The sequence below is a fragment of the Aliivibrio sp. S2TY2 genome, assembly GCF_028765525.1.
Taxonomy (GTDB): domain Bacteria; phylum Pseudomonadota; class Gammaproteobacteria; order Enterobacterales; family Vibrionaceae; genus Aliivibrio; species Aliivibrio finisterrensis_A.
In genome coordinates, this window is record NZ_JARACS010000004.1 from 34,023 (window position 1) to 49,937 (window position 15,915).

General features: G+C 40.1%; 19 protein-coding genes. 1 reads left to right on the plus strand and 18 read right to left on the minus strand.

Annotated elements, in window-relative coordinates:
* Positions 1 to 9: 9 nt before the first annotated feature.
* From atpH to PVK63_RS08415, 18 genes are all read right to left on the minus strand, one after another.
* Entirely contained in the window at positions 10 to 543 is a 534-nt protein-coding gene (gene atpH / locus PVK63_RS08330; RefSeq protein WP_130048468.1) for a F0F1 ATP synthase subunit delta, read from the minus strand.
* Positions 544 to 560: 17 nt separating this feature from the next.
* The gene (gene atpF, locus PVK63_RS08335; RefSeq protein WP_165366906.1) at positions 561 to 1,031 is read right to left on the minus strand and encodes a F0F1 ATP synthase subunit B; all 471 of its coding nucleotides are present in this window, start codon (positions 1,029 to 1,031) and stop codon (positions 561 to 563) included.
* 56 nt (positions 1,032 to 1,087) lie between these two features.
* On the minus strand, positions 1,088 to 1,345 hold the full coding sequence (gene atpE, locus PVK63_RS08340; protein WP_004411110.1) for a F0F1 ATP synthase subunit C: 258 nt from the start codon (positions 1,343 to 1,345) through the stop codon (positions 1,088 to 1,090).
* Between the two features lie 47 nt (positions 1,346 to 1,392).
* On the minus strand, positions 1,393 to 2,190 hold the full coding sequence (atpB, locus tag PVK63_RS08345) for a F0F1 ATP synthase subunit A (RefSeq protein ID WP_130045753.1): 798 nt from the start codon (positions 2,188 to 2,190) through the stop codon (positions 1,393 to 1,395).
* A gap of 8 nt (positions 2,191 to 2,198) precedes the next feature.
* Positions 2,199 to 2,588, minus strand: a complete 390-nt coding sequence (locus PVK63_RS08350) for a F0F1 ATP synthase subunit I (RefSeq protein ID WP_130045754.1) — start codon at positions 2,586 to 2,588, stop codon at positions 2,199 to 2,201.
* A 188-nt stretch (positions 2,589 to 2,776) separates the two neighbouring features.
* Positions 2,777 to 3,661 (minus strand): ParB/RepB/Spo0J family partition protein, encoded by an 885-nt coding sequence (locus PVK63_RS08355; RefSeq protein ID WP_130087496.1) that lies wholly within the window; start codon positions 3,659 to 3,661, stop codon positions 2,777 to 2,779.
* Positions 3,654 to 4,451 (minus strand): ParA family protein, encoded by a 798-nt coding sequence (locus PVK63_RS08360; protein WP_130048470.1) that lies wholly within the window; start codon positions 4,449 to 4,451, stop codon positions 3,654 to 3,656. The genes PVK63_RS08355 and PVK63_RS08360 overlap by 8 nt, the downstream gene beginning before the upstream one ends.
* A 15-nt stretch (positions 4,452 to 4,466) precedes the next feature.
* The gene (rsmG, locus tag PVK63_RS08365; RefSeq protein WP_130048471.1) at positions 4,467 to 5,099 is read right to left on the minus strand and encodes a 16S rRNA (guanine(527)-N(7))-methyltransferase RsmG; all 633 of its coding nucleotides are present in this window, start codon (positions 5,097 to 5,099) and stop codon (positions 4,467 to 4,469) included.
* Position 5,100: 1 nt separating this feature from the next.
* Positions 5,101 to 6,990 carry a tRNA uridine-5-carboxymethylaminomethyl(34) synthesis enzyme MnmG gene (gene mnmG, locus PVK63_RS08370; RefSeq protein WP_130048472.1) on the minus strand — a complete coding sequence of 630 codons (1,890 nt, stop codon included), beginning with the start codon at positions 6,988 to 6,990 and terminating at the stop codon, positions 5,101 to 5,103.
* A gap of 423 nt (positions 6,991 to 7,413) precedes the next feature.
* The gene (gene mioC / locus PVK63_RS08375) at positions 7,414 to 7,848 is read right to left on the minus strand and encodes an FMN-binding protein MioC (RefSeq protein WP_130048473.1); all 435 of its coding nucleotides are present in this window, start codon (positions 7,846 to 7,848) and stop codon (positions 7,414 to 7,416) included.
* A gap of 59 nt (positions 7,849 to 7,907) precedes the next feature.
* The gene (mnmE, locus tag PVK63_RS08380; RefSeq protein WP_130048474.1) at positions 7,908 to 9,275 is read right to left on the minus strand and encodes a tRNA uridine-5-carboxymethylaminomethyl(34) synthesis GTPase MnmE; all 1,368 of its coding nucleotides are present in this window, start codon (positions 9,273 to 9,275) and stop codon (positions 7,908 to 7,910) included.
* A gap of 98 nt (positions 9,276 to 9,373) precedes the next feature.
* Positions 9,374 to 10,999: a membrane protein insertase YidC gene (gene yidC / locus PVK63_RS08385; RefSeq protein ID WP_130087494.1), complete on the minus strand. Its 1,626-nt coding sequence runs from the start codon at positions 10,997 to 10,999 to the stop codon at positions 9,374 to 9,376.
* Between the two features lie 2 nt (positions 11,000 to 11,001).
* Positions 11,002 to 11,259 (minus strand): membrane protein insertion efficiency factor YidD, encoded by a 258-nt coding sequence (gene yidD, locus PVK63_RS08390; protein ID WP_130045762.1) that lies wholly within the window; start codon positions 11,257 to 11,259, stop codon positions 11,002 to 11,004.
* Positions 11,226 to 11,579: a ribonuclease P protein component gene (gene rnpA / locus PVK63_RS08395; RefSeq protein WP_130045763.1), complete on the minus strand. Its 354-nt coding sequence runs from the start codon at positions 11,577 to 11,579 to the stop codon at positions 11,226 to 11,228. The genes yidD and rnpA overlap by 34 nt, the downstream gene beginning before the upstream one ends.
* Positions 11,580 to 11,594: 15 nt before the next feature.
* The gene (rpmH, locus tag PVK63_RS08400) at positions 11,595 to 11,729 is read right to left on the minus strand and encodes a 50S ribosomal protein L34 (protein ID WP_005416778.1); all 135 of its coding nucleotides are present in this window, start codon (positions 11,727 to 11,729) and stop codon (positions 11,595 to 11,597) included.
* Between the two features lie 187 nt (positions 11,730 to 11,916).
* Positions 11,917 to 12,654 (minus strand): amino acid ABC transporter ATP-binding protein, encoded by a 738-nt coding sequence (locus tag PVK63_RS08405; protein ID WP_130087492.1) that lies wholly within the window; start codon positions 12,652 to 12,654, stop codon positions 11,917 to 11,919.
* Positions 12,651 to 13,322: an amino acid ABC transporter permease gene (locus PVK63_RS08410; RefSeq protein WP_130048477.1), complete on the minus strand. Its 672-nt coding sequence runs from the start codon at positions 13,320 to 13,322 to the stop codon at positions 12,651 to 12,653. Before PVK63_RS08410 ends, PVK63_RS08405 begins: the two co-directional genes overlap by 4 nt.
* A gap of 134 nt (positions 13,323 to 13,456) precedes the next feature.
* Positions 13,457 to 14,209 (minus strand): amino acid ABC transporter substrate-binding protein, encoded by a 753-nt coding sequence (locus tag PVK63_RS08415; protein ID WP_130048478.1) that lies wholly within the window; start codon positions 14,207 to 14,209, stop codon positions 13,457 to 13,459.
* A gap of 294 nt (positions 14,210 to 14,503) precedes the next feature.
* Between PVK63_RS08415 and dnaA the strand changes: the two genes are divergently transcribed.
* Positions 14,504 to 15,913 (plus strand): chromosomal replication initiator protein DnaA, encoded by a 1,410-nt coding sequence (dnaA, locus tag PVK63_RS08420; protein ID WP_130048479.1) that lies wholly within the window; start codon positions 14,504 to 14,506, stop codon positions 15,911 to 15,913.
* Positions 15,914 to 15,915: the final 2 nt, after the last annotated feature.

Below are 15,915 nucleotides of genomic sequence, written 5' to 3' on the forward strand. Positions count from 1 at the left end.
CATTCCCCATCAAGACTGCAATGTTTCACTCAGGCGGCTTAAACGGCCACGTGCTGAGTTATCAATGACTAGGTCTCCGGCTCGAATTATGACCCCAGCTAGTAGGGCCTCATCTACGCTACAATTCAGCTTCACTTTACGCTCTAGACGAGCTTCAAGTTTGGCACTAATGTCAGCTTTCTGCTGTTCTGTCAGCTCAATTGCTGAAGTAACTTCAGCATCAATTTCTTTTTCAAGTTCATGTTTGAAAAAGATAAATTGCTCTAACACATCAGGTAAAATCTTCAGGCGGCTGTTTTCAGCCATTACATGAATTAGATTTTGTCCAAACTCGTTCAGTTGTTCGCCACAAATTGAAATAAAGATTTCAGCTAACTGCTCTGGCGCAACAGCACCATCAAGCAACTGAGCAACGTCTTCATTTTTCGCGACTTCTGAACAAAAAGTTAGCATTTGAACCCATTGGTCCAATTCGCCTTTTTCGACCGCAAAGTCAAAAGCTGCTTTCGCGTAGGGGCGTGCGATGGTTGTCATTGTCGACATATCTTGCCCCCTTTTACTTACAATTTCGCAGTGATGTTATCAAGAATATCTTTTTGCGCTTCTACATCAATAGAGCGTTCTAAGATCTTCTCGGCACCAATCACAGCCAGAGTTGCAACTTGTTTACGCAGTTCATCGTGTGCACGTTTGCGCTCAGATTCAAGTTCTGCTTCACCTTGTGTAAGAATCTTCTGACGTTCAGTCAGCGCTTCTTCACGGGCTTCATCCAAAATTTGACCTTTACGTTTGTTCGCTTGTTCGATGATCTCAGTTGCAGCGCGTTTTGCTTCTTTCAGTTGATCAGAAGCATTGGCTTGTGCCAAATCAAGGTCTTTAGCTGCGCGTTCAGCGGCAGATAAACCGTCAGCAATTAGCTTCTGACGTGCCTCGATCGCTTCCATGATTGGTGGCCATACATATTTCATGCAGAACCAAACAAACAGTGCGAAAGCGATTGCTTGACCAAGCAGAGTTGCGTTCATATTCACAACAGCTACCCCTCGTTAAGAATCAGCTACAAAAATTCAATTAGCAAAAGGCTAGATTAGCCTGCTAGTTGACCAACAAATGGGTTAGCAAATGTGAATAGTAGCGCGATTACGATACCGATCATTGGAACCGCATCCAATAGACCAGCGATGATGAACATCTTAACTTGTAGCATTGGAGCCATTTCAGGTTGACGAGCTGCGCCTTCCAGAAACTTACCACCAAGAATAGCAAAACCAATTGCTGTACCTACAGCACAAAGACCAACAATAATAGCTACTGCGATAGCTGAAAAACTAAGAACGGTTTCCATTTATATTCTCCAATTGAATAGATAGAGTTGTATTAAAAATTTTAAAATTAATGATCGCCATCTTCATGAGCCATTGATAGATAAACTATCGTTAACATCATGAAAACAAATGCTTGGATTAATATAACCAAAATATGGAAGATAGCCCAAGGTAACGCACCGACCCATTGTAAATACCAAGGTAGCATTGCAGCGATTAGAATAAATACCACTTCACCAGCAAACATGTTACCAAACAGACGCATACCTAAAGAAAGAGGCTTAGCTAATAGCGAAACAACTTCAATTAGTAGGTTGAATGGGATCATTATCCAGTGGTTAAATGGGTGTAATGCTAATTCTTTTGCAAAACCGCCAAGTCCTTTCACTTTAATGCTGTAGTAAATCATTAAAGCAAATACACCAAGAGCCATTGCCATAGTAATGTTTACATCAGCAGTAGGAACCACCTTAAGATAAGGGATACCTAACCAATGTTCAGCAGGGTAAGGTAAGAAGTCAATTGGAACTAAATCCATGACGTTCATGATAATTACCCAACAAAATATGGTCAAAGCTAATGGAGCAACTAGCGGGTTTCTTCCATGAAAAGTATCTTTAACGTTGCTATCAACGAATTCAACCACCATTTCAACGAAACACTGTAATTTACCTGGTACTCCAGATGTCGATTTCTTAGCTACAGAACGGAAAACCCAAAGGAATAACATCCCTGTTAGCACAGAAAAAAACAAACTGTCTATATGCACATTCCAAAAACTTAATTCATCAACAATGCCCAACTTCCCTAAAGAGAGGTTTTGCAGGTGATGATTAATATATTCAGTAGGCGTTGACGCAGACATAACTTTTCCTATTTCCTGTTGTTAATAAAGAAAACTGGTGCAAAGATATTACTACCCAGTACCAGCAAATAGGTTAGTTTGAGGGGAACAAGTTCCACCTCTGTATACACGTAAACAATAGAAAATAAGACGATTGTTATAAGAATTTTAAGCACTTCACCCAAATAGAAAAAAGCTGCAACCATTTTAGCCGCTCTTGCTCCACTGAACATAAATGCACATTTTGAAAACACGGTATTAGCGATAATAAAAATACTACCCCCTACCAATGCTGACATTCCCCAACTAGCACTAACGGCTATGCTCATCCCTATTGTCATAACTGTAGTGACACTAAGCTGAATCAATAACAATCGCTTTGCAAGCAAACGCCCTGGTTTAGCTAGCGTAACTACCATGTATTCTTCCTTTTTAGCATCTTTGCCTTGATATAAATCAACCCAAGGCGAAGATTTTGCAAAAATTATACGTTGCACCCATATGAATGCAATCAAATAGCATTAAAAAGTTACATTTATGAGAACAATGCAGTAACTTTTACGACGTAAAAGACAATTTTACTTTCTAATACCGTTTTATATCACATTTAACTTTCTAGCTTTGCGATAAGTTGTTCTAATTTGTGAGCCTCGTCAAAGGTAATCGTTACCTTACCTGAACCTGATGAGTTTCTATTTATAACAACTTTAGACCCAAGAGCAGAAGTAAGTTTGTTCGATATCTCGATCATCTCTGAATCTTGCTTTACTGGTTCTTTCTCTGCTTTAGGAGATAATAAGGCTTTCACTTGTTGTTCAGTTTGACGAACCGTCAACTTCTTTTTAATCACAAGATGAGCTAATTCAATTTGCTGCTTACTCTCTAATGCTAGTAATGCACGAGCGTGTCCCATCTCAAGTTCTTTCTTCTCAACGAAACCTTTAACTTCATCAGTCAATGCGTTTAAACGCAGTAAGTTTGTTACTGTAGTTCGAGATTTACCGATAACATCTGAAATTTGTTGATGAGTTAATTCAAATTCTTGCTGTAAGCGCTCTAATGCTTGTGCTTCTTCGATAGCATTCAGATCTTCACGTTGAATGTTCTCAATTAAAGCCATTGCAATCACGGCTTTATCTTCAACCGATTTAACCACACAGGGTACATGCTTTAGACCTGCTTTTTTAGCAGCACGGAAACGTCGCTCACCCGCAATAATTTCATATTGCTGAGGAGCAACTTGACGAACAACAATCGGTTGGATGATACCTTGAGAACGAATAGAAGCAGAAAGCTCTTCTAAGGCTTCTTCTTCCATTGTTTTACGAGGCTGGTATTGGCCGGCACTTAGTTGATGAATACCCAATTCAATTAATTGAGCATCTTTTGAGATAGATTCACTTTGTTCGGCTGCTGATTGCTTTTCACGAGCAATAGAGCTTGTTGCTAATAGGGCATCTAATCCTTTGCCTAAACCACGTTTATTACCCATGAATTTCTGTTTCCCTTTCTTTTTCCATTTCGTCACGGCGAATTATCTCTCCGGCAAGGGCTAAGTAAGCCTTTGCACCATTAGAGTATTTATCATAATACATTGCAGGTTTACCATGACTTGGCGCTTCTGCTAAACGTACATTTCGAGGAATAACAGTGCGGTACACTTTTTCCCCAAAATGTTTTTTTAATTGATCTGATACATCATTAGCTAAGCGATTACGAGGATCGTACATGGTTCTTAATAACCCTTCGATCTTTAAATCAGCATTCACTACAGCGGCTAATTTACTGATGGTATCAATTAAAGCCGTTAATCCCTCTAGTGCGTAATATTCACACTGCATAGGGACCAATACAGAATCCGATGCTGCCATGGCGTTAATTGTAAGGAGATTTAGAGCGGGAGGGCAATCAATAAAGATGAAATCATAGTTACCACGAACCGAAGCAATCATATTGCGTAAGCGAACTTCACGCGCAAACACTTCCATCAATTTGATTTCAGCGGCGGTAACATCACCATTAGCAGCAATAAGATCGTAACCCCCGGAAGTTTCCTCTATTACAACTTTTTCAAAAGGCACTTCATCAACCAGAAGTTCATAAGCTGTGGCATCGACATCGTATTTATCAACACCACTGGCCATGGTCGCATTGCCTTGAGCATCTAAATCGATAAGTAATACTTTTCGATGAGTTGCTGCCATTGAAGCGGCAAGATTCACCGCTGTCGTTGTTTTACCTACGCCACCTTTCTGGTTCGCAATAGAGATAACTTTTCCCACACTAACCTCATTCCATTATTTTTTTCCGGTTAAGGTGACTAAATGTCTTTCACCCTCTAACTCCGGAACGATCAATGTCGCTACATCTTTGACTGAGCACCATTCTGGAAGATCATTAGCTTCATCTTCTGAATAGATCCCTTTTAACGCCAAAAACACACCATCTTCTTCTTTTGGTAGATGATGACACCAATTAACCATGTCTGTCATTGATGCAAATGCACGACTTAGGACTGCATCAAACTTTTCTTCAGGCTGAAACTCTTCAACACGGCTTTGGATTGGAGTGACATTGGTAATTTTTAACTCATGAATCACCTGTTTGATAAAGCGTATTCTCTTACCTAAGCTGTCTAATAGAGTAAACGATTTTCCAGGGTTCATGATAGCTAATGGGATACCTGGTAAGCCAGGACCTGTACCAACATCAATAAAACGCTCACCTGACAACTTTGGACTAACAACAATGCTATCCAGAATATGCTTAATGACCATTTCACTCGGATTTCTAACTGACGTTAGGTTATACGCTTTATTCCACTTATGAAGTAGCGCTACATAACCAAGTAATTGCTCTTTTTGCAATTCAGAGACAGTTAAATCAGTTTGAGCAATCAAACGATCGAATTGCTGAGATAAATCGGTCACGTTACTCACCTTTTTTTAATAAACCGTGTTTCTTTAAATGCACTAATAGAATAGAAACTGCAGCTGGTGTAATACCAGAAATACGTGATGCTATGCCAATCGTTTCAGGCTTAGCGTCTGTGAGTTTCGCAACCACTTCATTTGAAAGACCTTTTACTTCTTTATAATTAAGATCTAAAGGCAATTTTGTATTTTCATGACGTAATGATTTTTCAATTTCATCACGTTGACGCTGAATGTATCCGGCGTATTTTACTTGAATTTCAACTTGTTCAGACGCTTGTTGATCCTCAATAGCAGGACCAAAACCATCAATAGAGATCAATGACTCATAATTCACTTCAGGACGACGAAGAAGATCTTCACCACTTGCTTCACGAACAATCGGCGTTTTTAAGATCGAATTAACTTGATCAATATTTTCTGATTTAGGATTCACCCAAATGTCTTTTAAACGTTGACGTTCTTTTTCAATATTTTCTACTTTCTCGTTAAAGCGAGCCCAACGAGCATCATCAACTAAACCAAGTTCACGGCCTTGTTCTGTTAAGCGTAAATCGGCGTTATCTTCACGAAGTGATAAACGATACTCGGCACGAGACGTAAACATACGGTATGGTTCTTTGGTTCCAAGCGTTGATAAATCATCAATAAGCACGCCCATGTATGCTTCATCACGGCGTGGACTCCAGCCTTCTTTGCCTTGAGCAAACAAACTTGCATTAAGACCGGCCATTAACCCTTGTGCAGCCGCTTCTTCATATCCAGTAGTACCGTTAATTTGACCAGCAAAGAATAAGCCTTCAATAAACTTAGTTTCATACGTTGATTTTAAATCACGAGGATCAAAGAAATCATACTCAATCGCATAACCTGGACGAACAATGTGTGCATTTTCAAAGCCTTTCATTGAACGAACGATTTGCAGTTGTACGTCAAATGGCAAACTTGTTGAGATACCATTTGGGTATAATTCGTGTGTTGTTAAGCCTTCTGGTTCAATAAAGATTTGGTGGCTGTCTTTATCAGCAAAACGCATTACTTTATCTTCAATAGAAGGGCAGTAACGAGGGCCAATACCTTCGATAACACCAGCGTACATAGGGCTACGATCAAGGTTCTTACGAATTACATCATGTGTTTTTTCATTAGTATGAGTGATGAAGCAGTTAATTTGTTTAGGCTGTTGTTCACGATTACCCATAAATGAGAAAACAGGCGTTGGATTATCACCCGGTTGTGCTTCTAAATTTGAAAAATCAACACTACGAGCATCAATACGTGGTGGCGTACCGGTTTTAAGGCGATCGATCCTAAATGGACGATCTCGTAAACGTTGAGCAAGAGTGATCGAAGAAGGATCTCCTGCGCGACCTCCAGAGAAGTTTTCCATGCCAATGTGTATCTGACCCCCTAAAAAGGTACCAGCCGTTAATACAACGGATTTAGCACGGAATTTAAGGCCCATTTGAGTAATAGCACCGATAACTTTATCGTTTTCAATAATCAGATCATCTACTGCTTGTTGAAATAACGTTAAGTTTGGTTGGTTTTCTAATACTGAACGAACAAATGCTTTGTATAGTGCTCTATCTGCTTGAGCACGAGTCGCTCGAACTGCTGGGCCTTTGGACGCATTTAATGTTCTAAATTGAATACCGGCATGATCAGTGGCTTGTGCCATTAATCCACCTAAAGCATCCACTTCTTTTACCAAATGGCCTTTGCCGATCCCACCGATAGCAGGATTACATGACATTTGACCTAATGTGTCGATGTTATGTGTGAGTAGAAGTGTCTTTTGTCCTGTTCTTGCAGCTGCTAATGCTGCTTCAGTTCCAGCATGACCACCGCCAATAACAATGACATCAAAGTTTTCTTGGTAAAACATGAGTTGACCTTAGGTGTTATGAAAATAGTGAGAAGAATTTAATTTTAAGAGATCTATTTTACCCTTTTTCTAGCTTGGAAAGAAATGAAAAAGTGACGAAGTTCAAAAATTAAAGATCACTTAATATATATAAGATCTTTTAAAGAGATCTCTTATTAGATCTATTATATAGATCGTCGATCTCTGTGGATAAGTGGCAAATGATCAATAGGATCATGTACTTTAGTAAGATCCTAAGTTGTGATGAATCTTTGATCTTCGATCGGACTGCTTGAGGATAAAATTACTACTTATCCACAAGGGGGGAGGGCGTTAGATCTTATTCAATGGATAACTATAACTTGATCACTGGATCTTTCTATAGTTATCCACATAGTAGGTGTCAGCTATTTAATAACTTTTTTGATCGGTTAACACTTTTTATTAACAAAAGTGTTGTTTTAACCACAATTCAGCAGGCTCTTCTGGAATACTATTTTGAGTCACATCTATTTCTAGTAATGGATATTTTTCAGTAGCACCAAGTTTAATCAATGTACTTTGTAGTGATTTACCTGCTGCACAGAAAGTATCGTAGCTTGAATCACCAATCGCAACGATGGCAAAATTTATCGTAGATAAAGCGTTGGGATTATTTTGTAATTGTTCAATGAATGGTTTGATATTGTCTGGATAATCTCCTGCTCCATGAGTCGAAACGACGAAAAGCCAAAGACTATTACTGTCTATTTCATCTAAATTAGGTTGATTATGTATATCTGTTGTGAACTCCATATCTTCTAATAAATCAGCAAGATGATCGCCAACGTACTCTGCACCACCAAGGGTGCTACCAGTAATGATTGATGCATTTTTCATGAATTTTTCCTATAAAAAATGGGCTGTAATAGCCCATTATTGTGTAATTTGTTATTAGTTTATTTACCAATACAAAAAGAAGTAAAGATGCGGCCTAGTAAGTCGTCAGAAGTAAATTCACCTGTTATTTCACTGAGGTGTTGTTGCGCTATTCTCAATTCTTCAGCAAGGATTTCACCAGCCATATAGCCTTCAAGTTGTTGTTGACCTATATCTAGGTGCTGAGCTGCCTTTTCTAGTGCCTCTAGATGGCGACGACGAGCCATAAAGCCACCTTCTTGGTTGCCAGAGAAGCCCATGCATTCTTTTAAGTGGGTACGCAGAGCATCAACCCCTTCACCCGTTTTTGCTGATAGACGAATCAAGGTAGGATCATTCACATGACAAATACCAAGATCTTCACCGGTTTGATCGGCTTTATTTCGTATCACTGTCATGCCCATGTTTTTAGGTAAGCGATCAAGAAATTCTGGCCAGATTATTTTGGGGTCTGTTGCATCCGTTGTTGTGCCATCAACCATAAATAAAACGCGGTCAGCTTGAGCTATTTCGTCCCAAGCTCGTTCAATACCAATGCGTTCTACCTCATCAGAGGCTTCGCGAAGGCCTGCAGTATCAATGATATGTAAAGGCATACCATCAATATGAATATGCTCTCTAAGGACGTCACGAGTGGTCCCTGCAATATCGGTGACAATTGCAGTATCTTTACCTGATAGTGCATTAAGAAGGCTAGATTTGCCTGCATTTGGGCGGCCGGCGATAACAACTTTCATGCCTTCACGCATGATCGCACCTTGATTCGCTTCTTGGCGAACCGCATTTAAGTTATCAATGATCCCTTGTAAATCACCACTTACTTTGCCATCGGCAAGAAAGTCGATCTCTTCTTCTGGAAAATCAATGGCAGCTTCAACGTAAATTCGAAGGTAAATAAGTGATTCAACCAAGGTGTTAATCTTATTTGAGAAAACACCTTGCAGTGAATTTAAGGCTGATTTAGCTGCTTCTTCAGAGCTTGCATCAATTAAATCAGCGATAGCTTCTGCTTGTGCTAAATCCATTTTATCGTTTAGGAAAGCTCTTTCTGAGAATTCACCTGGACGAGCAGTACGGATACCGTCTATTTTTAGGATGCGTTTGATTAGCATATCCATGACAACAGGGCCACCATGCCCCTGAAGTTCTAAAACGTCTTCACCCGTAAATGAATGTGGGTTAGGAAAATAGAGTGCAATGCCTTGATCAAGCTCTAAACCATTCTCATCTTTGAATGGTGCATATTCGGCGTAACGTGGTTTCAGTTCTTTACCAATAACCTCTAAAGCCACTTCTTTCGCTTTAGGGCCTGATACTCGAATGATGCCTACGCCGCCTCGGCCTGGCGCTGTTGCTTGTGCAACTATGGTGTCTGTATGTAATGTCATGATTATTCTTAATGTCTATTGCTTGAGCATATTGTAAGCCGATAAAACAAAAAAGGCGACCAATGGCCGCCTTTTGTTTATTTCTTTAGAAATTCAACTTACTTAGAGTGTAAGCCTTTTTTCTCTAGTGCACGATAAATCAGAGTCTGCTGAATTAACGTTACGATGTTTGATACTAACCAGTAAAGAACTAGGCCAGCAGGGAACCATAAGAAGAACACGGTGAACATAACAGGCATGAACGTCATGATCTTCTGTTGCATTGGATCCGTTACTGTTGTTGGGCTCATCTTCTGGATTAAGAACATACTTGCACCCATTAATAATGGCAGGATGTAGTATGGGTCTTGTGCTGATAAATCCGTGATCCAACCAAAGAATGGTGCATGACGAAGCTCAACAGATTCCATTAGTGCCCAGTACAACGAAATGAAGATTGGCATTTGAAGAAGAATTGGTAAACAACCACCCAGTGGGTTTACTTTTTCTTTCTTATAAAGCTCCATCATTTCTTGGCTCATACGTTGACGGTCATCGCCAATACGCTCACGCATAGCAGTCAACTTAGGTTGAAGCATGCGCATTTTAGCCATTGATGTGTATTGTGCTTTTGTTAGTGGGTACATAGCGCCACGAACAATGAAGGTTAAGATGATGATAGCTAGACCCCAGTTCACAACAATGCCTTGGATGAAAGACAGTAGTTTATGAAGTGGTGAAGCAATAAACCATAACCAACCGTAATCAACTGTTAAGTCTAGGTATTTTTGAGTCGCTGCCATTTCTTTCTGCAGCTTTGGACCTGTCCAAAGTGTTGCAGAAAGCGTTGCTTCTTGACCTGCAGGAATTGTTACAGCAGGCATACGTACGCCAATGTAACCGTAATCGCCCGCTACGCGTGACGTCAGTGTTGCGTCATTTACGTTGCGAGGGATCCAAGCTGAAGCAAAGTAATGTTGTAGCATACCCGCCCAACCTTGACCGTTTGTCATGTCGATAGATAAGTTCTTATCTTCCATGTCGTCAAAGCTGTATTTTTTGTAACGAGTATCTTCTGTAGAGTAAGCACCACCACGGTACGTAGGCATCGTTAAGCTGCCGCCGTCGTCCATTAAGTTTTGCTTTAAGTTCGCGTACATTTCTACTGTTGCTGGTGCTGAAGATTGGTTATCAACCGTATAATCAACATTGATAGCGTAGCTGTCACGTTTAAGAATTAGTGTTTTAGTATAAGTAATACCGTCTTTCACTAATGTTAGCGGAACGCGTAATTCGTTTTGACCGTCAGCTAAAACATAATCTGTTTTTTGCGTAGTGAATTGTGCACGGCCGGTATTTGAATCGATACCTTGAGGACCGATAAGACCACTTTGAGCTATGTAACTGTGCGTAGCATCGTTCTTAAGAAGAACGAACTTTGCTTTAGAGTCTAATTCAGCGTCGTATTTATTAAGAATTGATTCAATGATGTCACCACCCAATGTATCTACTTTTAAAGTAAGTACATCTGTTGTGATAGTGATTAGCTTATCAGATTGCGCTGAATCAGCAGGCGTATCACTGTGTGCTGTTGAAGAAGTTGGAACATCACCATCCGTTTGTGTTTGTTGAACGGTACTAACTGTAGCTGGTTGCTGCGGATTAGTTTCTACTTGCCATTGTTGGAAAAGTAAAAAAGAAACTAAAGCCAGTGCGAGCAACAGAATATTACGTTGGGTATCCATCGTTATTGTTCTCTGTCTTTATGCTGCTTGGGTGGGACGGGGTCATAGCCCCCATCATTCAAAGGATGACATTTTAATAGACGTTTGCCAGATAGCCAACACCCTTTTACTAAACCGTGTGACTTTAGTGCGTCAATTGCATAATGTGAACACGTTGGAGTAAATCGACAGCGAGGTCCAATCAATGGACTGATGACGAGTTGATAAAAACGGATTAGACCGATTGCTATCCACGAGAAGGGCGAGACAGGCGATGCCATAATTTGTCTAATAGCTTGTTGAAGTCTTCGTTACTCAGATCTTGAGCACTCTTTTTAGCGATAACCACAAAGTCTTTCGCAGGTAATGAATGTTGCTTATTGCGGAAACTTTCACGCGTAATACGTTTGAACTTATTGCGACCTACAGCAGTTTTAATTTGCTTTTTAGGAACAGCAAGGCCTAAACGAGGGTGCGATAGTGAATTTTCTCTGGCAAGAATGGTGAAGTGAGGTGAGCCGGCTCGGTGAGCTTGCTTGAAAACAGATTTGTAATCTTCGGGAGTTAACAAGCGTAACTCCCGAGAGAAGTCGTAATTCATCAAAATAATCTAGGATTACTTAGATAGACGCTTACGGCCTTTAGCGCGACGAGCGTTAATTACGTTACGACCGTTCTTAGTAGCCATACGTGCACGGAAACCGTGAGAGCGTTTACGCTTAAGAACTGAAGGTTGGAAAGTGCGTTTCATTGGTATTACCTTTTACTGATCAGTAGTGTTTAGGTTTTTTGTATAAACCCGGCGTGGGACGTACATTCCGACGCCTCTCAACAAAGAGGCGGAATTGTAATCATTGACAGAAAAATAGTCAATAAGAGGTTCCACGATTTTTCCGGACGGTGAATTATACGTTTTGTGAGCCAGAGCGCAAGGATCTTTATGCGATCCCGACCTGATTCAAGAATTTTTTTAATTTAGGATCCTGTGGATAACCAAAAATTTGCTCTGGGGTTCCTTGTTCCACGATCTTTCCATCTGCCATATAGATAACTTTATCGGCGACTTCTTTTGCAAATTGCATTTCATGAGTTACAACCAGCATGGTTTGATGTTGAGTGGCCAGTTTTTTCATTAACGTCAGCACTTCATTAACCCATTCAGGATCAAGTGCTGACGTGGGTTCATCAAATAATAGCAGTTCTGCTTCTAAGGCCATTGCTCGTCCAATACCAACGCGCTGTTGTTGGCCTCCAGAAAGCGCTGAAGGGTAGTTATCCCCTTTATCACCAAGCCCAATATCATCTAAAATTTGTTGTGCTCTTTTAAGGGCATCTGCCTTATTCCACTTGTGGACAGTTATTAGGCCTTCAGCAATATTCTGTCGAGCAGTTAAATGTGCAAAAAGAGCATAGTTTTGGAAGATAAACCCTGTTTTTCGTCGCAATGCAATGATTTCTGCTTTGGTATTTTTTTCACTGTCGACGCTAATATCATCAATAGTGATGGTGCCTTTGTCGGCCGTTTCGAGAAAGTTGACACATCTAAGTAACGTAGACTTGCCTGTACCGCTTGATCCTATAATGGCAATTATCTCTCCTTTATTAATGGTGAGGTCAATGCCTGATAGTACGTTTGTGTCCCCAAAGCTTTTATGTAGGTTGGTAATTTTTATCATCGAACATACGCCTTATTTAATTTCACTTCAGCCCAAGTTTGTACTCGAGTAAGAATGACAACAACACCCCAATAAATCAGAGCTACGGCTAAAAATGCTTCAAAGAACTTAAAGCTTGAAGAGGCTTCCATTTGCGCTTTTGCCATTATTTCAGACACCCCAAGTGTAAAGGCTAATGACGTGGATTTAATCATATCGATGAAATAGTTCATTAATGAAGGTAAAGCTACTCGAGTCGCTTGAGGAAGGATAATACGACGCATTGCTTGAGATGTTGTCATACCAATAGAAAGACTGGCTTCCATTTGGCTACGATCAATACCAATAATAGCTGCTCGAATACTCTCTGCCATATAAGCAGCGAAATGGAGTGTTAAACCAATAACAGCAGCACTAAACGCATCTAATCCAATAAAAATAGGGAATACTTGCGGTAAGCCATAATAAAGAAGAAATAATTGAACCAGCAGTGGTGTACCACGGAAAAAGCTGATGTAAAGCTGGCTGAGTTGATCCAATACGGGCACTTTAAAGACTCTTAAGTTAGCGAGTACTAACGCCAGAGCCAAAGCAAAGAACAATCCCCATATCGCCATTTCTAATGTCGTACCTAAATACTTAAACAGTATTGGTAAGAGTTCAATCATATACGCAAAATCAAATCCCATGATGTCTCTCTATAATTAGTTTCAAAAGTGGTGAGTTGTACTGAGTTTATATAAGTAATAAACACAAAACCCACTACGTTACAGATAGTGGGTTTATTGTAAATAGAAGTAGGTACTTACCGAGTTAGTTTGATTTATTGTGTTACGTCAGCATCAAACCACTTTTGTGATATTTTTGCTAATGTACCATCTGCTCGCATTTCAGCTAATGCCTTATTAACTTCTTTTTGTAGCTTTTGACCTTTTTCATTTTTTACAAACGGCCATGCATTTTCAATGGTTTCAAATGGTTCGCCTGCAAGTTGCAGTGGTAATCCTGATTTTTTAATCAGTTGAGCTGCTGATAGACGGTCCATCACAAACGCATCTGAACGGCCTAAAGCGACATCGTGCTCAATACCAGTATCGTAGGTTTTAATGTTTATTTGGCCTGATTTATCGTTATCTCGCAGTAATTTTTCAAAATTAGAACCTAAGTTAACGGCAACGGTTTTTCCTTCCAAATCTTCAATACTTTTGATGCTGTCATTGCCTTTACGAACGGTAATTTGCGCACCGTCAACAACATAAGGGTCGGCAAATAGGTATTTAGCTTCACGTTCTTTGGTTTTGGTAATTTGATTTGAAATCGTATCAATTCGGCCTGTTTCTAATAGCCCAAATAAACCAGAAAAACTCGCAGTTACATATTCAACGTTATAGTCGTTACGGCGACCAATCTCATCCCATAAATCAACCTCAAAGCCTTGCAGTTGATCCTGTTTAACGAAGGTAAATGGGAAATAACGGCCCGACATCCCTACTTTAACGTCAGTGGCTGCTTGAGCAAATTGAGTGGCTGCTAGTGTCAGTGTTAATCCAGTAAGAATATTCTTTGTCCATTTCATGATTGATACTCCGTAATTCATCAGTATTGAGATAATACTTTTTTTGCGATTGAGCTCTAAATACCCTCTGGTTATGTGTAATAACTAAACCGTAAAATAAAGGGCATAATCTCCTCATTGTTGATGGTTTTGGGTATAAGTCAGGTAAAAAGTGTGTCGATCTAGGTAAAAAAGCGTGATCAGTGTGAATAACTTCGATCTTATTCACTGGATCATCGATCTAACACTGGCACAAAAGTTATCCACAGTATAAAATCGACAACCTTTTAAAAATAATTATGAGTGGGGTTGTCCGTGTCTTCATCGCTTTGGCTGCAGTGTTTACAGCGCCTTCAAGAAGAATTACCTTCCGCAGAATTTAGTATGTGGGTTAAACCCCTGCAAGCTGAATTAAATGACAATACCCTTACGCTATTTGCGCCGAACCGTTTCGTGTTGGATTGGGTTCGAGATAAGTACTTAAATAGCATTAACTCATTATTAAATGAGTTCTGTGGTAGTGATGTTCCTACATTACGCTTTGAAGTGGGTAGCAAACCTACGGCATCAGCACCTGTACCAAAGAGAACGGCAGCAGATGTTGCTGCTTCAACCTCAGCTCCTGCACAACTTCAAGCCTTACAGTCAGCGAATAAGCCATGGGAATCTCAGAGTTCAGAGCCTACTCCTGCTGATCTGAATCATCGCTCGAATGTAAATCCTAAACATAAATTTACTAACTTCGTTGAAGGTAAATCAAACCAACTTGGCTTAGCAGCAGCTCGTCAAGTGTCTGATAACCCGGGAACGGCGTATAACCCACTATTCTTATATGGTGGTACTGGTTTAGGTAAAACACACCTGTTGCAAGCAGTGGGTAATGCGATTCTTGAGCGCAAGCCTGACGCTAAAGTTGTGTATATGCATTCAGAACGCTTTGTTCAAGACATGGTTAAAGCGCTACAAAATAACGCCATTGAAGAGTTCAAACGTTATTACCGTAGTGTTGATGCCTTGCTTATCGATGATATTCAATTTTTTGCGAATAAAGAGCGTTCACAAGAAGAATTCTTTCATACCTTTAATGCGTTATTGGAAGGCAATCAGCAAATTATCCTAACGTCAGATAAATACCCAAGAGAGATTAATGGGGTAGAAGAGCGTTTGAAATCTCGCTTTGGTTGGGGTCTTACTGTTGCGATTGAACCGCCAGAATTAGAAACTCGCGTTGCTATCTTAATGAAGAAAGCAGAAGATCATCAAATTCATCTTGCCGATGAAGTGGCCTTCTTTATTGCAAAACGTTTACGTTCGAATGTACGTGAATTAGAAGGGGCGCTTAACCGTGTGATTGCAAATGCTAACTTTACTGGCCGTGCAATTACGATTGATTTTGTACGCGAAGCATTACGTGACTTATTAGCGCTTCAAGAGAAGTTAGTAACGATTGATAATATTCAAAAAACCGTTGCTGAGTACTACAAGATAAAAATGGCAGACTTGTTGTCTAAACGCCGTTCTCGTTCTGTTGCGCGTCCACGTCAATTAGCGATGGCATTGTCTAAAGAGTTAACCAATCACAGCTTACCTGAGATCGGTGACGCATTTGGCGGTCGAGACCATACCACTGTACTTCATGCTTGTCGTAAAATAGCGCAATTGCGTGAAGAGAGTCATGATATAAAAGAAGACTACTCTAACCTCATTCGTACGTTGTCATCGTAAGT